The organism is Pirellulales bacterium, from assembly GCA_035546535.1.
GTDB lineage: Bacteria > Planctomycetota > Planctomycetia > Pirellulales > JACPPG01 > JACPPG01.
Map to the genome: position 1 here is coordinate 21,803 of DASZWQ010000167.1, position 16,561 is coordinate 38,363.

Consider the following 16,561-nt stretch of genomic DNA (forward strand, 5'->3'; position numbering starts at 1 on the left):
CCGACGATTGCTCCGGGACCATGGAAGTCGCAGGTGTCGCATGGAAAATGCCAGGTTGGCGACTCGCGAGGAGATGGAATCCTGCCTGGAGGAGATTCGCAATTCACCGCGCGACGCCGGCAAGATCGAAATGATCGTGCGTCGGCCGCAGCCGGGCGAGCGTGACGTCGTGACGTCCGCTGTGCTCGACGCCGATATCGGACTCGTCGGAGACAATTGGCTTGCGCGTGGTAGCCGCCACACTCCCGACGGCACAGCCGATCCGGCCGCGCAACTGACGCTGATGAATGCGCGGGCCATCGCGGCTATCACGCGGGGGCGGGACCGCTGGACCTTGGCCGGAGATCAGCTCTTCGTCGACTTCGACCTGAGCGAGACGCACATTCCACCGGGAACCCGGTTGCAGGTCGGCGCGGCACTGGTTGAGGTCAGCGCCGCGCCCCATACCGGCTGCAAACACTTTGCCGCGCGATTCGGAGTCGACGCGGTAAAGTTCGTCAACTCGCCAGTCGGCAAGCAATTGCACCTTCGCGGCATCAATGCCAGGATTATCCGTTCCGGCGAAGTGCGCGTCGGCGATGCCATTACAAAGATTTAAGAGCCGGATGTTTGTCGGCCAGGGTGGCTCCCTGGCAGCCACTCAGCATGCGACGACTTGTCGCCGCCGAGGTATTCCGGCGGGTGGACTGGCGACGAAACCGTCGGCGCAATATATGCACGCGCGTTTGGCAGTGGCAAAGTGTCTTCCCGTTTTCAACCTCAGTAATTCCCGGGTGCGGCCATGACGAAATCGCAGCCGTCCAAGAAGTCGAAAGAAAAAAACGCCGCTGGCGGAAAGCAAACCGCGCCTCAGCCGAAGCAAGAGAAGGGACGCACTCCGGCAGCGGATATACAGCGCCGCGACCCGCCAGCGCCCGAAGATCCATTGGACGAATCGTCCTGGGAATCATTCCCGGCGAGTGACTCGCCCGCACATTGAGCTCTCGAGCGAGTGACACCTCCGGGTCGGCGGACTTTTTTCTCGCGGCGGGACATCCCCCTTTCGCGCTGTTAGAATCGGCACGGACAATCGACCGCCGGTCGCGAAAAAAGGGGAGATCCTATGCATCGCTCGATCCCATGGGTACTGCTGCTCGTCGCCACGCGGGCAGCGCTCGTTTCTGCCGCCGACTACCAGTTGGACCAGTTCAAGACGATTCCGCTCGTCGATGCCTATTACTCCGAAGGGGCCAACGTCGGCGACATTGATGGCGACGGCGTACAAGACGCCATCTATGGTCCCTATTGGTTCAAGGGGCCGGATTACAAAGAAAAATACGAAATCTATCCGCCGAAGCCGCAACCGGTCGAAGGCTACGCGAACCATTTCTTCTGCTGGGCGTATGATTTCAACGGCGATCGACATCTGGATATTCTCACGGCAGGCTTTCCCGGCACGCCGGCTTTCGTCTACGAAAACCCGGGACCGGCCGGGCTCGACAAGCATTGGCCGCGACACACGGTGCTCGATTCGGTGTGCAATGAATCGCCGCAGTTCTTGAACATCGTCGGCGATGAGCGTCCGGAGTTCGTCTGCACACACGACGGTTACTTCGGCTATGCCACGATCAACTGGGATAAACCCCTTGCATCCTGGACGTTTCACAACGTCTCGGAGCGCAACGCACCAAAACCTTTTGGCCATGGGCTGGGCGTCGGTGATATCAACGGTGACGGCCGTCAAGACATTATCACGAAGGATGGCTGGTTCGCGCAGCCGGGGTCTGTCGAAAGCGACAGTCGCTGGGAATTTCATCCCGTCTCGTTCGCCGGTTCCGGGGGCGCCGAGATGTATGCCTACGACGTCGACGGCGATGGCGACAACGACGTCATCACTAGCCTGGCCGCGCACGAATTCGGGCTCGCCTGGCACGAACAGCGCCGGCAAGGGGACCGCATTGAATTCACGCCTCACACGATCATGGGAAGCGAGCCGGCTGCCAACCGTTATGGCCTGGTGTTCAGCGAATTGCATTCGGTGAATCTGGCCGACATCGACGGCGACGGATTGAAGGACATCGTCACGGGCAAGACCTATTACTCGCACCACAAGCAGAGCCCGTTATGGAACGCCGGTGCCGTCGTCTATTGGTTCAAGCTCACGCGCACCAAGGACGGAATCGATTGGATTCCCTTCCGCGCTGCCGACGATACCGGCATCGGTCGGCAACTCACGGTCACCGATATCAACGGTGACGGCCTGCCGGACATGATCGTCGGGGGCATGAAGGGAGCGCACGTACTCATGCACGAGCGCAAAAGCGTCAGCCGCGACGAGTGGGAGAAAGCGCGGCCGCGGCCCGTTGCCGACGAGGGCAAGCAAGCAGCGGGACGCGATTAGAGACGCGAAGATCTGTTGCGACGCCCTGGCCCGTTCAATCGAGCGCTACCGTATTCGATACATTATTGCCGAAGTGTCGTATCCGTCGAAGGTCCAAACGACCTTCTTCGACCTGGGCTCAAGCTCGATGACCAGCGGCTGCCCGGGGCCCGCGTGACAATTGCCGATCAGGTAATTCCCATTTGGTAGCACGGCGACGGTCGTCACCCAAGCCAGCGTGATGCCGGAGAGGTCGTTCTGCTCGATACGCCCGACAATTTCCTTATCGGGCGTGACTTCCAAAACGCTGTGGCCGTTGCCCGTTGAGATGAGCGTATTGCCGCTACTCAGGCGCAGCGCGGCAAAGCATTTGTTGCCGAAGGCCTCGGGCCCGTGCCCGGGTTTTGGCTCGCGACCAAACAGGGGGACGGGATATTCCCAGGTGACCTTGCCCGAGCCGTCGTATTCGCGCACGACGCCATCCCCTTCGTGGCAGACCAGGTAATGTCCGTTGTCCAATTTGCGTGCGAGCCGAGTATCGGTATGCGGATGAGGGTGATCGATCTTCAGTCTGATGTCGCGCAGCTGATGGCCGTCGCGATCGATTTCGATAATCCGGCCTGCCCCGCTTTCGGCAATCATCATCTGTCCGTCCGCGAGCGGTTGGAACGCATGCACCTCAATCGTCTTACCTCGATTTTCGCGTGATGCGCCGGAATCGTAGGTCCAGACGACGCGTTTGTTTTCGGGATCGATCTCGGCAACTTTGTTCGCGCCTTGCTGGACTACGATGTGCCCATCGGCAAGGACGTGCATATCGTGAATTCCGCCCCACGGCATTTGCCATTCGATTTGGCCATCGCGATTGACGATCGCCAGCTTGTCGCTGCCTTGGACCAATAGACGATGTTGAGCTAGCGCTTCACTGCGGCCATCAAACAGGAACACGGCAGCGGCGACCGCGCATTCAATGGTCCGAATGGATCGCGGCATGGGAGTCCTCTCTAAGCCGGGTCGCGGCTTTTGGTTATTGGCGGATTGGAAGTCGGTTTCGATGGCGCGGGTGCTGTTGCGGGTCGGCAATCGGGCAGGCGCCGGCGAGATCGTGTATACTGTATCCTGATTTTCGTGGCCCGCCTGCCCGCGTATCCTACGCCCCTACCGAACAGCTCTTGTCGCGCCGGATGAGACTTTCTCTCGATCGACACCATCTGCCGACGGTCCGGATGCTCGCCGGGGCTCTGGCTGTTGCTGCTAGCCTTGGCAGGGGTGTCCTATCGCGCGCGGCTGAACCGCCAACGGCGCCAGCCAATGCGGTCAATTTCCGCACCGAGATTCAGCCGATTCTGGCACAGCGCTGCTACCGCTGCCACGGGCCCGATCAGGCCAAGGGCGGCCTGCGGCTCAATAGCCGGGACGCCGCCTTTGCGGCATTGGAATCGGGCCAGCATGCCGTTGTGCCGGGCCAGCCTCACGAAAGCGCATTGATTGAGCGTGTCACCTCGGCCGACGAGGGGACGCGTATGCCCCCTGAGGGAAAGCCTCTCTCGCCGGAGCAAATCGCTGTGCTCCGCGCCTGGATCGCTTCGGGCGCGAAGTGGGAGAACCACTGGGCCTTCGAGCCCGTCCAGCGACCGCCGGTGCCCGAGGTGGCTGACGCCGCCTGGGCGCGTAATCCGATCGATCGCTTCGTGCTCGATAAGCTCACGGCGCGCGGCCTGCAACCGGCCGTTCCCGCCGGCAAGCCGGCGCTCTTGCGACGTGTTTACTTCGACTTGATTGGCCTGCCTCCGACGCCAGAGGAAGTCGATGCTTTTCTCGCCGACACGGCGGACGACGCCTACGAAAAAGTTGTCGATCGGCTCTTGGCCTCGCCGCGACATGGCGAGCGCTGGGCCCGCCACTGGCTCGACCTGGTGCGCTACGCCGATACCAACAGCTTCGAGCGCGACGGCGTAAAGCCGAATGCCTGGCGCTTCCGCGATTACGTCATTCGTTCGTTGAATGACGACAAGCCGTACGACCGTTTCGTGCGCGAGCAACTCGCCGGCGACGAGCTGCCGGAAGTCACGACCGATACGCTCACCGCGACCGGCTATTACCGGCTGGGGCTGTGGGATGACGAGCCGGCGGATCCGCTACAGGCCCGCTATGACGAGCTCGATGATATCGTCGCCACGACCGGTCAGGTGTTCTTGGGTCTGACGATCAATTGCGCCCGCTGCCACGATCACAAGCTCGATCCGATTCCGCAGGCCGATTACTACCGGATGGTGTCGTTCTTCAACGAAATCGATCGGTACAACACGAAGACGTGCCAGGTCGACGTTTCCTCGCCGGAAGTGGCTGAACAACACCGCAAGCACGACGCGCGGACTGACGCGATTCGCGAGGCGATGCTGCTCATCGAGCGCGCGGGTATCGAAAAGATGTCGGCCGAAGATCGGCGCCGCACAGAGGGTCCCGACCGTGGCAAAGTCTTGAAGGAAAAACTGCAGTCGTGCCTCAGCGAGGAGTCGTGGCAGGAGTACACGAAGTGCAAAGAAGAATTGGCCGAGGTTGAACGGACGGTGCTGCCGCCGCGCGAGCAGATCTTGGGGCTGGGGAAGATCCTGGATCGGCCGCCCCCGGCGCACATTCTGGCGCGCGGCAACCCCCACGTCCCCGGCGACGAGGTGCAGCCTGCGTTTCTTGCGGCTTTGGGGGGCGGAGAACCGGCGATTGCCCCGCGGGCGGACGGCGCTCGCACGTCAGGCCGTCGTTCGGCGCTGGCCGACTGGATCGTCTCGCCCACAAATCCGCTTTCAGCCCGGGTGATGGTGAATCGTGTCTGGCAGCATCATTTCGGGCGAGGGCTGGTGCGCTCGAGCAGCAATTTTGGCAGCCTGGGCAATCCACCAACTCATCCCGAACTACTCGACTGGCTGGCGGCGGAATTTGTCGATCTGGGTTGGCATCTCAAGCCGCTGCATCGCTTGATTGTCACCTCCAACGCTTACCGCATGTCGTCGGCAGGCAATTCGCAGGCGTTGGCCGCCGATCCCGAAAACGATCTTCTCTGGCGCTTTGACATGCGGCGCCTGGCGGCGGAAGAAATGCGCGACGCCATGCTGGCCACGACCGGCGCACTGAACCTGAAAATGTTCGGTCCGGGCGTGTACCCGAAAATGTCGCAAGAGGTGCTGCACACGCAATCGATGCCTGGCAGCGGCTGGGAAAAATCATCGCCCGAGGAACAAAACCGGAGAAGCGTCTACATCCACATCAAGCGCTCGCTCGTGCTGCCGATCCTGGCTGAGTTCGACGTTTGCGATACCGATAGCAGCTGTGCGGTGCGGTTTGCAACTACGCAACCGACACAGGCCTTGGCGATGATCAACGGCGAATTTGCCCACGAGCAGGCGGCCGCGCTCGCGCGCCGCGTGAAGCAGGAAGTTCCCGAAGATCTAGCTCAGCAGATCGCTCGGGCGCTACGCCTGGCACTGGGAAGACCTGTCGAGGCCCACCAAATCGAGCAAGGACGGCAGTTGATCGAGCGTTTGCAATCAAAGCACGGCCTCTCGGCGGAAAAGGCCTTGGAATACTACTGTCTGACCGTCCTGAATTTGAACGAGTTTGTTTACCTGGATTAAACGCATGAGCAGCGACACGCCCAAAAGCACCTTCTGCGGCCGCACACGCCGCGAATTTCTGTGGCAAGCCGGCGGCGCGTTTACGTCGGTCGCCCTGGCGGGCATGCTCAGCAAAGACGGATTCCTGGCTGCCCAGTCGCGCGCTGCCGATGGCATAACGCCATTTGCGAATCCGCTCTCGCCCAAGCCGCCGCATTTTGCTCCCAAGGCGAAGAGCGTGATCTTTCTATTCATGTACGGCGGCCCAAGCCACGTCGACACGTTCGACTACAAGCCGATCCTGTACAAGCTCGATGGCCAGACAATACCGGTAAAGACCAAGGGACGCGGCGGCTCGAAGAACGAGGGACGCGTGGTCGGGCCGAAATGGAATTTCAAGCAGTACGGCCAGTCGGGCCAGTGGGTCTCGGATTTGTTTCCGCATCTGAGCCAGCACGTCGACGACATCGCATTTCTCAAGTCGATGACCGCCGATTCGCCGATTCACGGCTCGGCGATGCTGCAGATGAACTCCGGCCGCATCTTGAGCGGCAGCCCTGCCCTCGGCTCGTGGGTGAATTACGGGCTGGGCACGGTTAACGAGAACTTGCCGGGCTTCGTCGTAATGCTCGACCCGACGGGCGGCCCGATCAGCGGGGCCAAAAACTGGTCGAGCGGCTACATGCCGGCCACCTACCAGGGGACGCTGCTTCGATCGAAGGGCGCTCCGATTCTCGACCTGAGCCTGGCCGATGGAATGACGCAGCCCGTCGAACGCGAATTACTCGACGCGCTGCACGCCGCCAACAGCGATCACCTGGCCCAGCATCCGGACAACAGCAACCTGGCGGCGCGGATCGCCAGTTACGAGCTCGCGTACAAAATGCAGCAGTATGCGCCCGATGCAATCGATCTCGCGCAAGAGACGCAAACGACGCTGGATATGTACGGCGTGAACCAGGAGCGCACGCGCGACTTCGGCCGCCGCTGTTTGCTTGCGCGAAGACTGGTTGAGCGCGGGGTGCGCTTCATTCAGCTCTATTCGGGCGGGTCGCACAACGACGCCAACTGGGATGCGCACGGCGACCTGGAGAAGAATCACAACTTCCACGCCGGCAACACCGATCAGCCGATCGCGGCGCTTTTGACCGACTTGAAGCAGCGTGGTCTGCTCGACGAGACCTTGATCGTGTGGGGCGGGGAGTTCGGCCGCCAGCCGACCGCCGAATATGCCAAGGGAACGGGCCGCGATCACAACGCCTATGGTTTCACCATGTGGATGGCCGGAGGCGGCATCAAGGGGGGCCAAAGCGTGGGCACGACCGACGAACTAGGCTCGGCCGCGGTCGAGCATCCGTTCCACGTCAAGCACCTGCACGCCACGATCCTGCACCAGATGGGGCTCGACCCGAACGCGCTCGCTTATTTCTACGGCGGCCTCGATCAAAAGCTGGTGGGGGTCGAGCACGTCGAACCGATCCGCCAGATCATCTGACTGGATTCAGAAAGGCCGCCACAATCGCACCAGCGGCGGGTACAGGGGGCACAGGTTTGCACCCGCCGCCGAGCAGACGCGCCTCTCCCGTCGTGTCATCCGTGATCTTCCCGATCGAAACCTTGCTGCGCGCCCGGTGGCATTGCATCATTAATCACGATTCTTTATTGCTCATTCGTGCTCCGTCCGCGCTGGTGCTATGGCCGCCACGAACGAAGTTCTCGCCACTGCGATCGAAATGCACCGTACCGGGCAGTTGGCGGCGGCGCTTCCCCTCTATCAGGCCGTGCTGGCGCGAGAGCAGGACAACGCCGACGCGCTGCATTTGCTGGGCGTCCTGCACCATCAACAGGGCGATCAAGCGAAGGCGATCGAATTGATCGGCCGCGCCGTGGCGTTGCGGCCCGGTGCTTTCGCCTTTCACGCCAATTTGGCCGAAGCCTATCGAGCGCAAGGGCAGTTCGATCGCGCGATCGGCTGCTGTCGCATGGCCTTGTCGCTTGCGCCTGATTATCCCGAGGCGCTGTGCAACCTTGGCGCGTCGCTGCAAGGTCAGGGAAAGCAGGCGGAGTCGATCGAATACTTTCGCCGTGCCCTCGCGCTTGTCCCCGACTTTGCCGTGGCACACAACAACCTCGGCATCGCACTGCGAGAAACAAGGGATACCGAAACAGCGCTTGAGCACTTCCGCCGCGCGGTCGAGTTGGAACCCACGTTCGCAGCCGCGCGAACGAATCTCGGGCAAATGCTGTTGGATCGTGGCGAGGCCGAGGCCGCCTTGCCTCACTGCCAAGAGGCTGTCCGGCTACAGCCGAATGTCGCCGCCATGCATCACAACCTGGGCAACGCTCTGCGCGCGCTCGAACGCCATTTTGACGCACGCGTGGCCTACCTCGAAGCGCTTCGCCTGGAACCCAACCTGGCGATTTCGCACGCGCATTTGGGACTCACGCTGGGACAGCAAAACGAGTCGGCCGAAGCGCTGCAATGGCTGAAGAAGGCCACGGAACTGGAACCGGGAAACGCGACGTTCTGGGAATACCTGGCCGAGGCGCATGACGAACAGGAAGAGCCGGCACATTCGATTCCCTGCTGGCGACGTGTGTTGGAATTGGGTGAGGAGCGGGCCGGACCGCATTTATCGCTCGGCTGGGCTTTGCAGGAAGAGGGACGGCTCGACGAAGCCGCTGAGCATTATCAGGCGGCGGCGCGACTGAATCCCGAAGGAGGGATGCCGCCGATGAGCCTGGCCGGCGTCTACGAAGAGCAAGGCAAACTGGCCGAAGCTGAAGCGGCGCTGCGCGAGGCGATCCGCCTGCAACCGCAATTCGCCCTGCCCCACGCACGATTAGCCACGCTGCTCCGCGGAAAAATGAACGACGAGGACCTGGTAGCGCTCGCAGATCGCATTGCCGATGAGAATATCGGTAACGGACCGCGGGCTCGAATGCTGTTTGCCCAGGCACATGTGTTCGATGCTCGGCGAGACTACGCACAGGCTGCGGAATGCCTGCGCAAGGCCAACGCCTTGACCCTGGAGTTAAATCACAAGCGCCGCGATTATTCACCGGAAGAGCACCAACAGTTCGTCGATATGCTGGTGAATCAATTCAACCCGGAGTTTTTCGAGCGACTGCACGGTGCGGGATCGGATTCACGCCGGCCGGTGTTCGTGTTCGGATTGCCACGCTCGGGAACAACCCTGACGGAGCAAGTGTTGGCGAGCCATCCAGAAGTGCATGGCGCCGGCGAGCTGCGCCTGGTGCGTGGCACCTTTGAAAGCTTGCCCGAGGCGGTAGGGCATGCCGGTTTTCCGCGAGACGCGCTCCCCCGCCTCACCCCGCCGGTGATCGCCAACGTCGCGGCGCGCCATCTCGAGCGCCTGGCGGACTTGGATGGCGGACAAACGCCGCGTCTGGTCGACAAAATGCCCGACAATTATATGTACCTGGGCCTGCTGGCCGCGCTCTTCCCGCGGGCCACATTCATTCATTGTCGACGGGACTTGCGCGACATCGCCGTTTCCTGTTGGATGACCGACTTCCGCAGTATCCGTTGGGCCAACTCGCCCCAGCACATCACGACGCGCTTCCAACAATACCAGCGATTAATGGACCATTGGCGGCATGTTTTGCCAGCGCCGATCCACGATGTCGACTATGAGGAAATCGTCGAAGACCTGGAGGGCGTCGCCCGGCGACTCATCGACGTGTGCGGCCTGGAATGGGATCCGGCCTGCCTGGAGTTCTATCGTTACCAGCGGCCGGTGCGCACCGCCAGCGTGACCCAGGTGCGTCAGCCGGTGTACAAACAGTCGGTGGCGCGGTGGAAAAACTACGAAGCCGATTTGGCGGAAGTGTTCGCCGCTCTGGGGAATCCCTCGTAGCTTCGCGCTCCGAGAGTAGAGGACCAGCGAACCTGTACGTGCAGCCAGATGTTTGCTCCGTCTTTCCGCATGCGCATTCGGCCTACTGCGAGAGCGAATCGCGTCGAGGAGGACGGCCAGGGGCAATCTACCGCACAGCCTGGCTACTTGGAGATCACAAGCAGAGCGATCGCTGCGACCTGAGCAAGGCAACGCGCATCTTACCGAAAGGCCAAAGCCCAGTGCGCAGACCTTTCCCGCGTAATGTCGGCGCATCGAATGGTCGGTGCTGTCCAGGTCGCCGGGGTTGCCACCGTGCGGCGACGACGGTCGCGCGCCGACCAATGGCTCTGGATTTCCAGGCACATCTGCTGCACTTCATCGGGCGATGGATGGACGACGTCTGGAACGGGGGGCCGGGGCCCCTTCTTGCGGCGGCTCATGATGTGCTCTCTCCGGCAAAGATGGATAGTTCGGCACCTCACCTCCCGAAGCACATTCAGTGCCAAAAACGCTTGGCCGACGCTCTTACGCCGCATCGTGAACCGTCGAATTGGCGCCGCCCGCCTCAGGACTGAGCAGATTCTCGCCACCATCTGGCCGTGCTTCTTGGACTTGTTCCTTGATCTGATCGGCTTCGGTGCCGAAGTTCCCTCGGCCTTGGTAGCGACGGCGGCTGGGAAGGAATCAGATTGCTCGCGAGACGACCGCCCCAGGCCGTGCTTGCGGCTTCAAGCTGATCGATAGCGTGCAAGAGACAGTGGTTACGCCGGCTGCGGACGTGATCGATCGGCATAATTGAAGACTCGCTGCCAGGAGATGCGCTCTCGGGGCGCGGGAATAGAAAAGGCCCCGTGCGCTCGGCACGGGGCCTTGTGATGTGGGAGTTCGTTCTTGGTCAGGCGGGCACGCGCGACGCGAGCCGCTACCGTAAACGGCGACGAGCCTTCGTCAGTCCGCCAACCAATACCGTCGCTAACAGAGAGCCGCACAAAACGAAGGAGGCGGGTTCAGGCACGGGGCTGAAAAAGCCGCCGGAAATGGAGCTGTTCGTCAACCCTCCCCCGTTGTCGATCGAATTCAACGCGACGAAGCCGCCTCCAACATTTGCCAGGAATTGCACGTTGGCGGTGAAATCGGCCCCGGTACTGTCATCAACCACAGCACCCATGCCCGCCGGAAGCCCCAGAGGAACGGCCGGCACCCACGGGCTCGCGCCCAAACCCGAAATCGACACGATCATCTCGATGGGAACGTTGCTGGTGGTGACGAGCGTGTGGGGGTTGGTGTAGGTCGTCAAGCCGGTCCAGGTCGCGGTCGTCCCCGAACTCGACGAAAACGCGAGCGCTGCTGCCGTGCCATCGAGTCCAGCGGTTACGGAGTTACCGGTGGAATTGTCGTCGTAGGTGCCCCAGTAGAGCGCCGTGAAGGCTGAATTATCGAATCCGGTGAACACAAATGACGAGCCACCGGCGTCGCCGGGGGAAGCGGCCCCAGCGAAATTCAAAGTGACGCCGCCCGGCGGCGGATAGGCGCCCGGATAGTTGAGTGGCGCGGCGCAGACGTAAGCGGCCATTGACGCCGTCGCAGCGAGTGCGACGAACCATACTTTGGTCGAGATCATTAGCGTGCTCCTTTCATGAGGGCAACATCAACTGAACCGTTAGGTCGAAACACAATGTTGTCGACCTCTTCCCTGTCGTACTTCAGTGGACGACGCATGTACGCGACCGCTTCCTGTGCGACACGGACTCTTGTGAGCGCGTCGCGCGTTGCACCTTGTACGCGTCCACAAAATCAAAAATGCTTTTCGATTGCAAGGGAAAAAATACAAAGAAGCACAGTATTTCTTTACGCGTACTTCTTCAGGGCTACGACATCCTGTCGCGCTGAAACGTTTCGCTCATTTCTCCACGACATCTTGTCGCGATTACCAGCAGCGGCGCAGTGCTACGTGGCACGTTCACGAACGGTGACGCGCGCTTGCGCAAGCGCAAGTACGAGCCATGCGAGTTCGTGATATGGGAGCGCCCCAGTGTCGACGCGCGTGCGCGAGAAACAACGAATAAGTTGGCGCTGTGGTCGCGCAGCGAAGCCAAATACGCAGGCGTTTTGCTCCTGCTGCGGCCGGTTGCTGGCGAAAAACGGCGCGGACACCGCAAACATTGACAATCGTGACGCTTTGCCTTCTACTAACCGGTCGGTAGAACACGGCGGGCCGTTCTTTAGCGGGCGGCCCCATCGGTTTCCCGCCGTGCAAAGTCCTTGACGAGCAACGACCGTCGTGAAACTGAAAGCCAAGAAACCACCGGCGGGATCCGAACGCGATCGCACGATCGAGATTTACGGCAAAGCCGCTGAAATCTTCCACGAGCGCGGGTTTGACGCTACGTCGATGAGCGATATTGCGTCGGCCGTGGAACTCACCAAGGCCGGGCTGTACTACTACATCGAAAGCAAAGAAGACCTGCTCTACGCCATCGTAAATTTTGCCATGGAACGGCTGGAAGCCACGGTGATCGAGCCGTCGCGTGCTTGCGCCGATCCACAGCAGCGGTTGCTGAGCATCGTCACGCGCCACGCGCAGCTGCTGACCGAAGGAACCAAGGCGATCACGATCCTGACCGACGAAATCGATGGCTTGAAGCCCAAGCACCGCAAGCAAATCTTGGATCGCAAACGGGCCTACTTCGATCTGGTGCGCGGCACGCTTGAAAAGCTTCAAGCCCAGGGTAAGTTGCGCGACGTGGATCCGACGGTCGCCGCCTTCAGCATGTTCGGGACGCTGCTTTGGTTACCACGCTGGTTCCATGTCGGCGGGGCGCTTACCAGCGAACAAGTCGTTCAAAACATCGTTACCTTCGTGACCGGCGGACTTCTAAAGGGAAAAGGTCGTAGCACGCTCGCATGAACATCATCGTTTGCATCAAACAGATTCTCGACCCAGAGATTCCAGCACGAGACTTTCGCGTCGACAGCGCCAAGTGCCAGGCCGAGCGCGGCGGCGCCAACCTGGTCACGAACATCTTTTGCGAGAACGCGCTGGAGACGGCGCTGCAGGTGCGCGAGGCGCACGGGGGCAAGATCACGGCCGTGACGTGTGGCGGCGCAGAAGCCGAAGAGGTGCTGAGAAAGGCATTGGCCCTACGTGCTGATGATGCCGTGCTCTTGGAATCGCCCGTCGAAAACCCCGATCCGTCGTTTGTCGCCCGCACGCTGGCAGCCGGCATTCGCAAGCTCGCGCCCTACGACGTGGTGCTCGTCGGTCGCGAGGCGGGCGATTGGGGCGCGGGTCAGACCGGCGGTCTGTTAGCTGAGGAGTTGAATCTGCCGTGCATTGCGTTCGCCGAATCGTTCGCGCCCGCGACCGCTGGCCAGGTACAAGTGAAGCGGCAGACCGATAACGGCTGGGAACAGTTCGAATCGTCGACGCCGCTTGTGATCACGATCACGAACCACGACAAGAACGTTCCCCGTATTCCCAAGACGCGCGATGTCATGCAGTCGTATCGCAAGCCGCTCACGAAGTGGCCCTTGGCCGAGCTTGGGATCGATCCTGCGACCAGCGGCAGTTACTCGCGCGTCGTCGAACTGTTCGTGCCTAGCAAAGAAACGCAGTGCGAGTTCATTTCCGGCGATTCGTTGGAAGCCAAGATCGACGCCTTCGCCGATCGTGTGACGGCCGTGATGCGTTCCATCTAACGTCGTTTTCGATCTAAATCATCTTTTTCGCGAGAAGTATCGTGCCTGATGTCATTGCATGTTTATGGGGCCGTGCCGGTTTGGACCGCGCGGCGCAGGGCCTTCTCGGAGCGGGCCGTCGCCTGGCCGATGGTCTGAGTGGCAAGCTCCGCGCCGTGGTGGTTGGCTCGATCGATCCTTCCGCGATCGCTGCCGTACAAACCGCAGCCGACAGCGTGGTGTTGGTCGAAGACGACTTGCTGGCCGAGTACAATCCGGAAAACTACCTGGCAGCTTTAACCGCAGCATGTCAGAAGCTTGCGCCGCAGGCCGTGCTCTTAGGCAATGACTCGTATAGTCAGGAATTGACCGCCCGACTCGCGCATCGACTCGGGGGGAGCGCGGCGGGAGACGCGGTTGAAATCACGAGCGCCGACGGACAATTGCGCGTGACGCGAGGCGTTTACGGTGGCAAAGCCACGGCCGTGATTGCGCTGGCCAAATCGCCGGGTGTCGTCTGGGTGCGGGCCCGAGCTATGTCACCTGCCGAAGCCCGATCGCCGGGCGAAGTCGAACGCGTGCAGTTAGGTCTCGCCGCCGATTCGCGCGTCAAGCTCTTGTCCAGCCATGTGGAAGCCAAGGAGGGCGCGCGATTGGAAGACGCCCGCTTGATCGTCTCGGGCGGGCGCGGCCTGGGCGGGCCCGAACCCTTCGAGCAACTGCAAGCCTTGGCAGGCGCCATGGGAGCCCAGATGGCCGCGTCGCGCGCGGCTTGCGACGCCGGCTGGGTGCCAGCCTCTTGGCAGGTCGGTCAGACCGGAAAGAAGGTCGCGCCAGAGCTTTACATGGCCATCGCCATCTCGGGCGCCAGCCAGCACATCATGGGCATCGCCGATTCAAAAGTGATCTGCGCGATCAATCGCGATCCCGATGCCCCGATCTTCAAGCATTGCCGCTTCGGCCTGGTCGAGGACTACCAAAAAGTTGTCGGTCCCTTGACCGCGAAGCTGTCCCAGCACCAATGAACGATCCGCTCACCGCGACGCGCGAAGTCTTTTGGAACATCACTCATGTTTGGGTGATGTACGCGCTGTTGCTGCCGACCGTGGCCGTAGCGGGTTACGGCGTTTTCCGCCGCGTGCGTGTCTGGCGCCGTGGCCAGCCAGAAAATCGCTTTGATCAGCCGGCGCGGCGCATCGCCCAGGTGGGCAAGTATGCGCTTCTGCAGTTGCGCACCTGGCGCAAACTGTATCCCGGCGTCATGCACGCCATGATTTTCTGGGGATTCATCGTCCTTACGATTGCTACGACGGTCGTAATGCTCGACTACGACTTCGGCATCCCGATCATGCACGGGTACTTTTACCTGCTCTTTCAATCGTTTATTACCGACGTTTTTGGTGCACTAGCGATCATCGGTATCGGCATGGCGATGCTGCGACGCTGGGGGACGCGACCGCGCGAGTTGGTCTACACGCGCGAAGCCTCGCTGATCCTGGTGGCCGTTCTTGTGATCCTCGTCAGCGGTTTCCTGGTCGAGGGATGGCGCATCGCGGCGACCGCCGACCCGTGGGCCGCCTGGTCACCTTTCGGCAACCTGGTGGCCCGGGCGTCGGCGCCCTTCCTGTCCGAGGCAGCCATGCAAAATGCGCACCGGGCCACCTGGTGGCTACACATGGCGCTGGTATTTGGTTTTCTTGCTTGGGCTCCATACACGAAGATGGTTCACATCTTGACGTCGACCTTGAACATCTACACGGCGCGGCTGGCGCCGATCGGCGCGAACTTGCGCAAAGTCGATTTCGAGTCGGAAGAGAAGCTGGGGATCCACACGCTGGCCGGATTCACCTGGAAAGACCTGCTGGATTTCGACGCCTGCACCGAATGTGGCCGCTGCACGGCGGCTTGCCCGGCGCATCGCGTGGGCAAGGAACTGTCTCCGCGCGACATTATTCTCGATCTGCAGCGTTTGACACGCGCCACAAATGCCGACTTCTCACAGCCCTTTATCGGCGCGACGGCGGCGCTTTCTGTCGACGCCATGTGGGAATGCACGACCTGCGGTGCGTGCGTCGAAGCATGCCCGGTGTTGATCGAACAGATGCCGAAGATCGTCGACACGCGGCGCTTTTTGGTGATGGAGGAGGCCGACTTTCCGGAGACGATGCAACAAGCGCTCACATCGGTCGAGACGCGGGCCCATCCGTTTCGCGGCACGGCGTTCTCGCGTGTGGATTGGGCGCAAGGCCTGCCGATTGCCACGATGGCCGAAGCGCGCGAGGCCGAGGTGCTGTTGTGGGTGGGTTGCGGCGGCGCCCTCGTTGAGCGCAACCAGAAAATCGTGAGATCGCTAGCCCAACTATTGGCCAAGGCCGGCGTCAAGTTCGCCATCCTGGGACGTGAAGAGAAATGCACGGGCGATCCGGCCCGACGCATCGGCAACGAGTTCCTGTTCCAGCAGATGGCTGAGGACAATATCGCCACGCTGGATCGGTATCAGACGAAAACGATCGTCACGTCCTGCCCGCACTGCTTCAACACGCTACGCAACGAATATCCGCAGTTTGGCGGACATTACGAAGTGTTCCACCACAGCGAGTACCTGGCCCGGCTGGTGCAGGACGGGAAACTTGTGGTGGACGCGCCAACGGACAAGAAAATCACGTTCCATGATCCCTGCTATTTAGGGCGGCACAACGGCGTGTATGACGCTCCGCGCGAGTTGGTGCAGATCTCAAGCAGTTACGCCCTGATCGAAATGGCGCAGAGTCGTCAGAATGGTTTCTGTTGCGGCGGCGGGGGAGGCATGAGCTTCATCGACGAGCCAGCCGACAAGCGCGTCAACCAGGAACGGGCTCGCCAGGTGCTGGAAACCGACGCCGATATCGTTGCCGTTGGATGTCCGTTCTGCACCACCATGCTCGAAGACGGGATCAATGCGAAACGTGGCGATCGCGAGATTCAAGTGCTGGACGTAGCGGAATTGCTGTGGCAAGCCGTCGAGCGTCCTGCGCGCTCTGATTTGTCCTAATCACAATCAACCACTGCAT

General features: G+C 61.3%; 11 protein-coding genes. 9 read left to right on the plus strand and 2 right to left on the minus strand.

What is annotated here, in order from left to right; all coding sequences use genetic code 11:
- Positions 1 to 55: 55 nt before the first annotated feature.
- Complete coding sequence (locus tag VHD36_19780) at positions 56 to 598, plus strand: MOSC domain-containing protein (GenBank protein HVU89579.1); 543 nt, start codon at positions 56 to 58, stop codon at positions 596 to 598.
- A 504-nt stretch (positions 599 to 1,102) separates the two neighbouring features.
- Positions 1,103 to 2,380, plus strand: a complete 1,278-nt coding sequence (locus VHD36_19785; protein HVU89580.1) for a VCBS repeat-containing protein — start codon at positions 1,103 to 1,105, stop codon at positions 2,378 to 2,380.
- A gap of 45 nt (positions 2,381 to 2,425) precedes the next feature.
- On the opposite strand, the gene VHD36_19790 is transcribed toward VHD36_19785, so the two are convergent.
- On the minus strand, positions 2,426 to 3,352 hold the full coding sequence (locus VHD36_19790) for a PQQ-binding-like beta-propeller repeat protein (GenBank protein ID HVU89581.1): 927 nt from the start codon (positions 3,350 to 3,352) through the stop codon (positions 2,426 to 2,428).
- Positions 3,353 to 3,585: 233 nt separating this feature from the next.
- Between VHD36_19790 and VHD36_19795 the strand changes: the two genes are divergently transcribed.
- The 3 genes from VHD36_19795 to VHD36_19805 all read left to right on the plus strand — a co-directional run bounded on the left by VHD36_19795 (position 3,586) and on the right by VHD36_19805 (position 9,851).
- The gene (locus VHD36_19795) at positions 3,586 to 5,991 is read left to right on the plus strand and encodes a DUF1553 domain-containing protein (GenBank protein HVU89582.1); all 2,406 of its coding nucleotides are present in this window, start codon (positions 3,586 to 3,588) and stop codon (positions 5,989 to 5,991) included.
- 4 nt (positions 5,992 to 5,995) lie between these two features.
- On the plus strand, positions 5,996 to 7,465 hold the full coding sequence (locus VHD36_19800) for a DUF1501 domain-containing protein (GenBank protein ID HVU89583.1): 1,470 nt from the start codon (positions 5,996 to 5,998) through the stop codon (positions 7,463 to 7,465).
- A 199-nt stretch (positions 7,466 to 7,664) separates the two neighbouring features.
- On the plus strand, positions 7,665 to 9,851 hold the full coding sequence (locus VHD36_19805) for a tetratricopeptide repeat protein (GenBank protein HVU89584.1): 2,187 nt from the start codon (positions 7,665 to 7,667) through the stop codon (positions 9,849 to 9,851).
- A 904-nt stretch (positions 9,852 to 10,755) separates the two neighbouring features.
- Here the strand turns inward: VHD36_19805 and VHD36_19810 are convergent.
- Positions 10,756 to 11,406 (minus strand): hypothetical protein, encoded by a 651-nt coding sequence (locus VHD36_19810; GenBank protein ID HVU89585.1) that lies wholly within the window; start codon positions 11,404 to 11,406, stop codon positions 10,756 to 10,758.
- A gap of 708 nt (positions 11,407 to 12,114) precedes the next feature.
- Here VHD36_19810 and VHD36_19815 point away from each other — a divergent pair.
- The 4 genes from VHD36_19815 to VHD36_19830 are packed head-to-tail and all read left to right on the plus strand — an operon-like array spanning position 12,115 to position 16,542.
- Positions 12,115 to 12,741 (plus strand): TetR/AcrR family transcriptional regulator, encoded by a 627-nt coding sequence (locus VHD36_19815; GenBank protein HVU89586.1) that lies wholly within the window; start codon positions 12,115 to 12,117, stop codon positions 12,739 to 12,741.
- Positions 12,738 to 13,532: an electron transfer flavoprotein subunit beta/FixA family protein gene (locus VHD36_19820; GenBank protein ID HVU89587.1), complete on the plus strand. Its 795-nt coding sequence runs from the start codon at positions 12,738 to 12,740 to the stop codon at positions 13,530 to 13,532. The genes VHD36_19815 and VHD36_19820 overlap by 4 nt, the downstream gene beginning before the upstream one ends.
- 41 nt (positions 13,533 to 13,573) lie before the next feature.
- On the plus strand, positions 13,574 to 14,536 hold the full coding sequence (locus VHD36_19825; protein ID HVU89588.1) for an electron transfer flavoprotein subunit alpha/FixB family protein: 963 nt from the start codon (positions 13,574 to 13,576) through the stop codon (positions 14,534 to 14,536).
- Complete coding sequence (locus VHD36_19830) at positions 14,533 to 16,542, plus strand: heterodisulfide reductase-related iron-sulfur binding cluster (GenBank protein HVU89589.1); 2,010 nt, start codon at positions 14,533 to 14,535, stop codon at positions 16,540 to 16,542. Before VHD36_19825 ends, VHD36_19830 begins: the two co-directional genes overlap by 4 nt.
- The last annotated feature ends 19 nt before the right edge of the window (positions 16,543 to 16,561 follow it).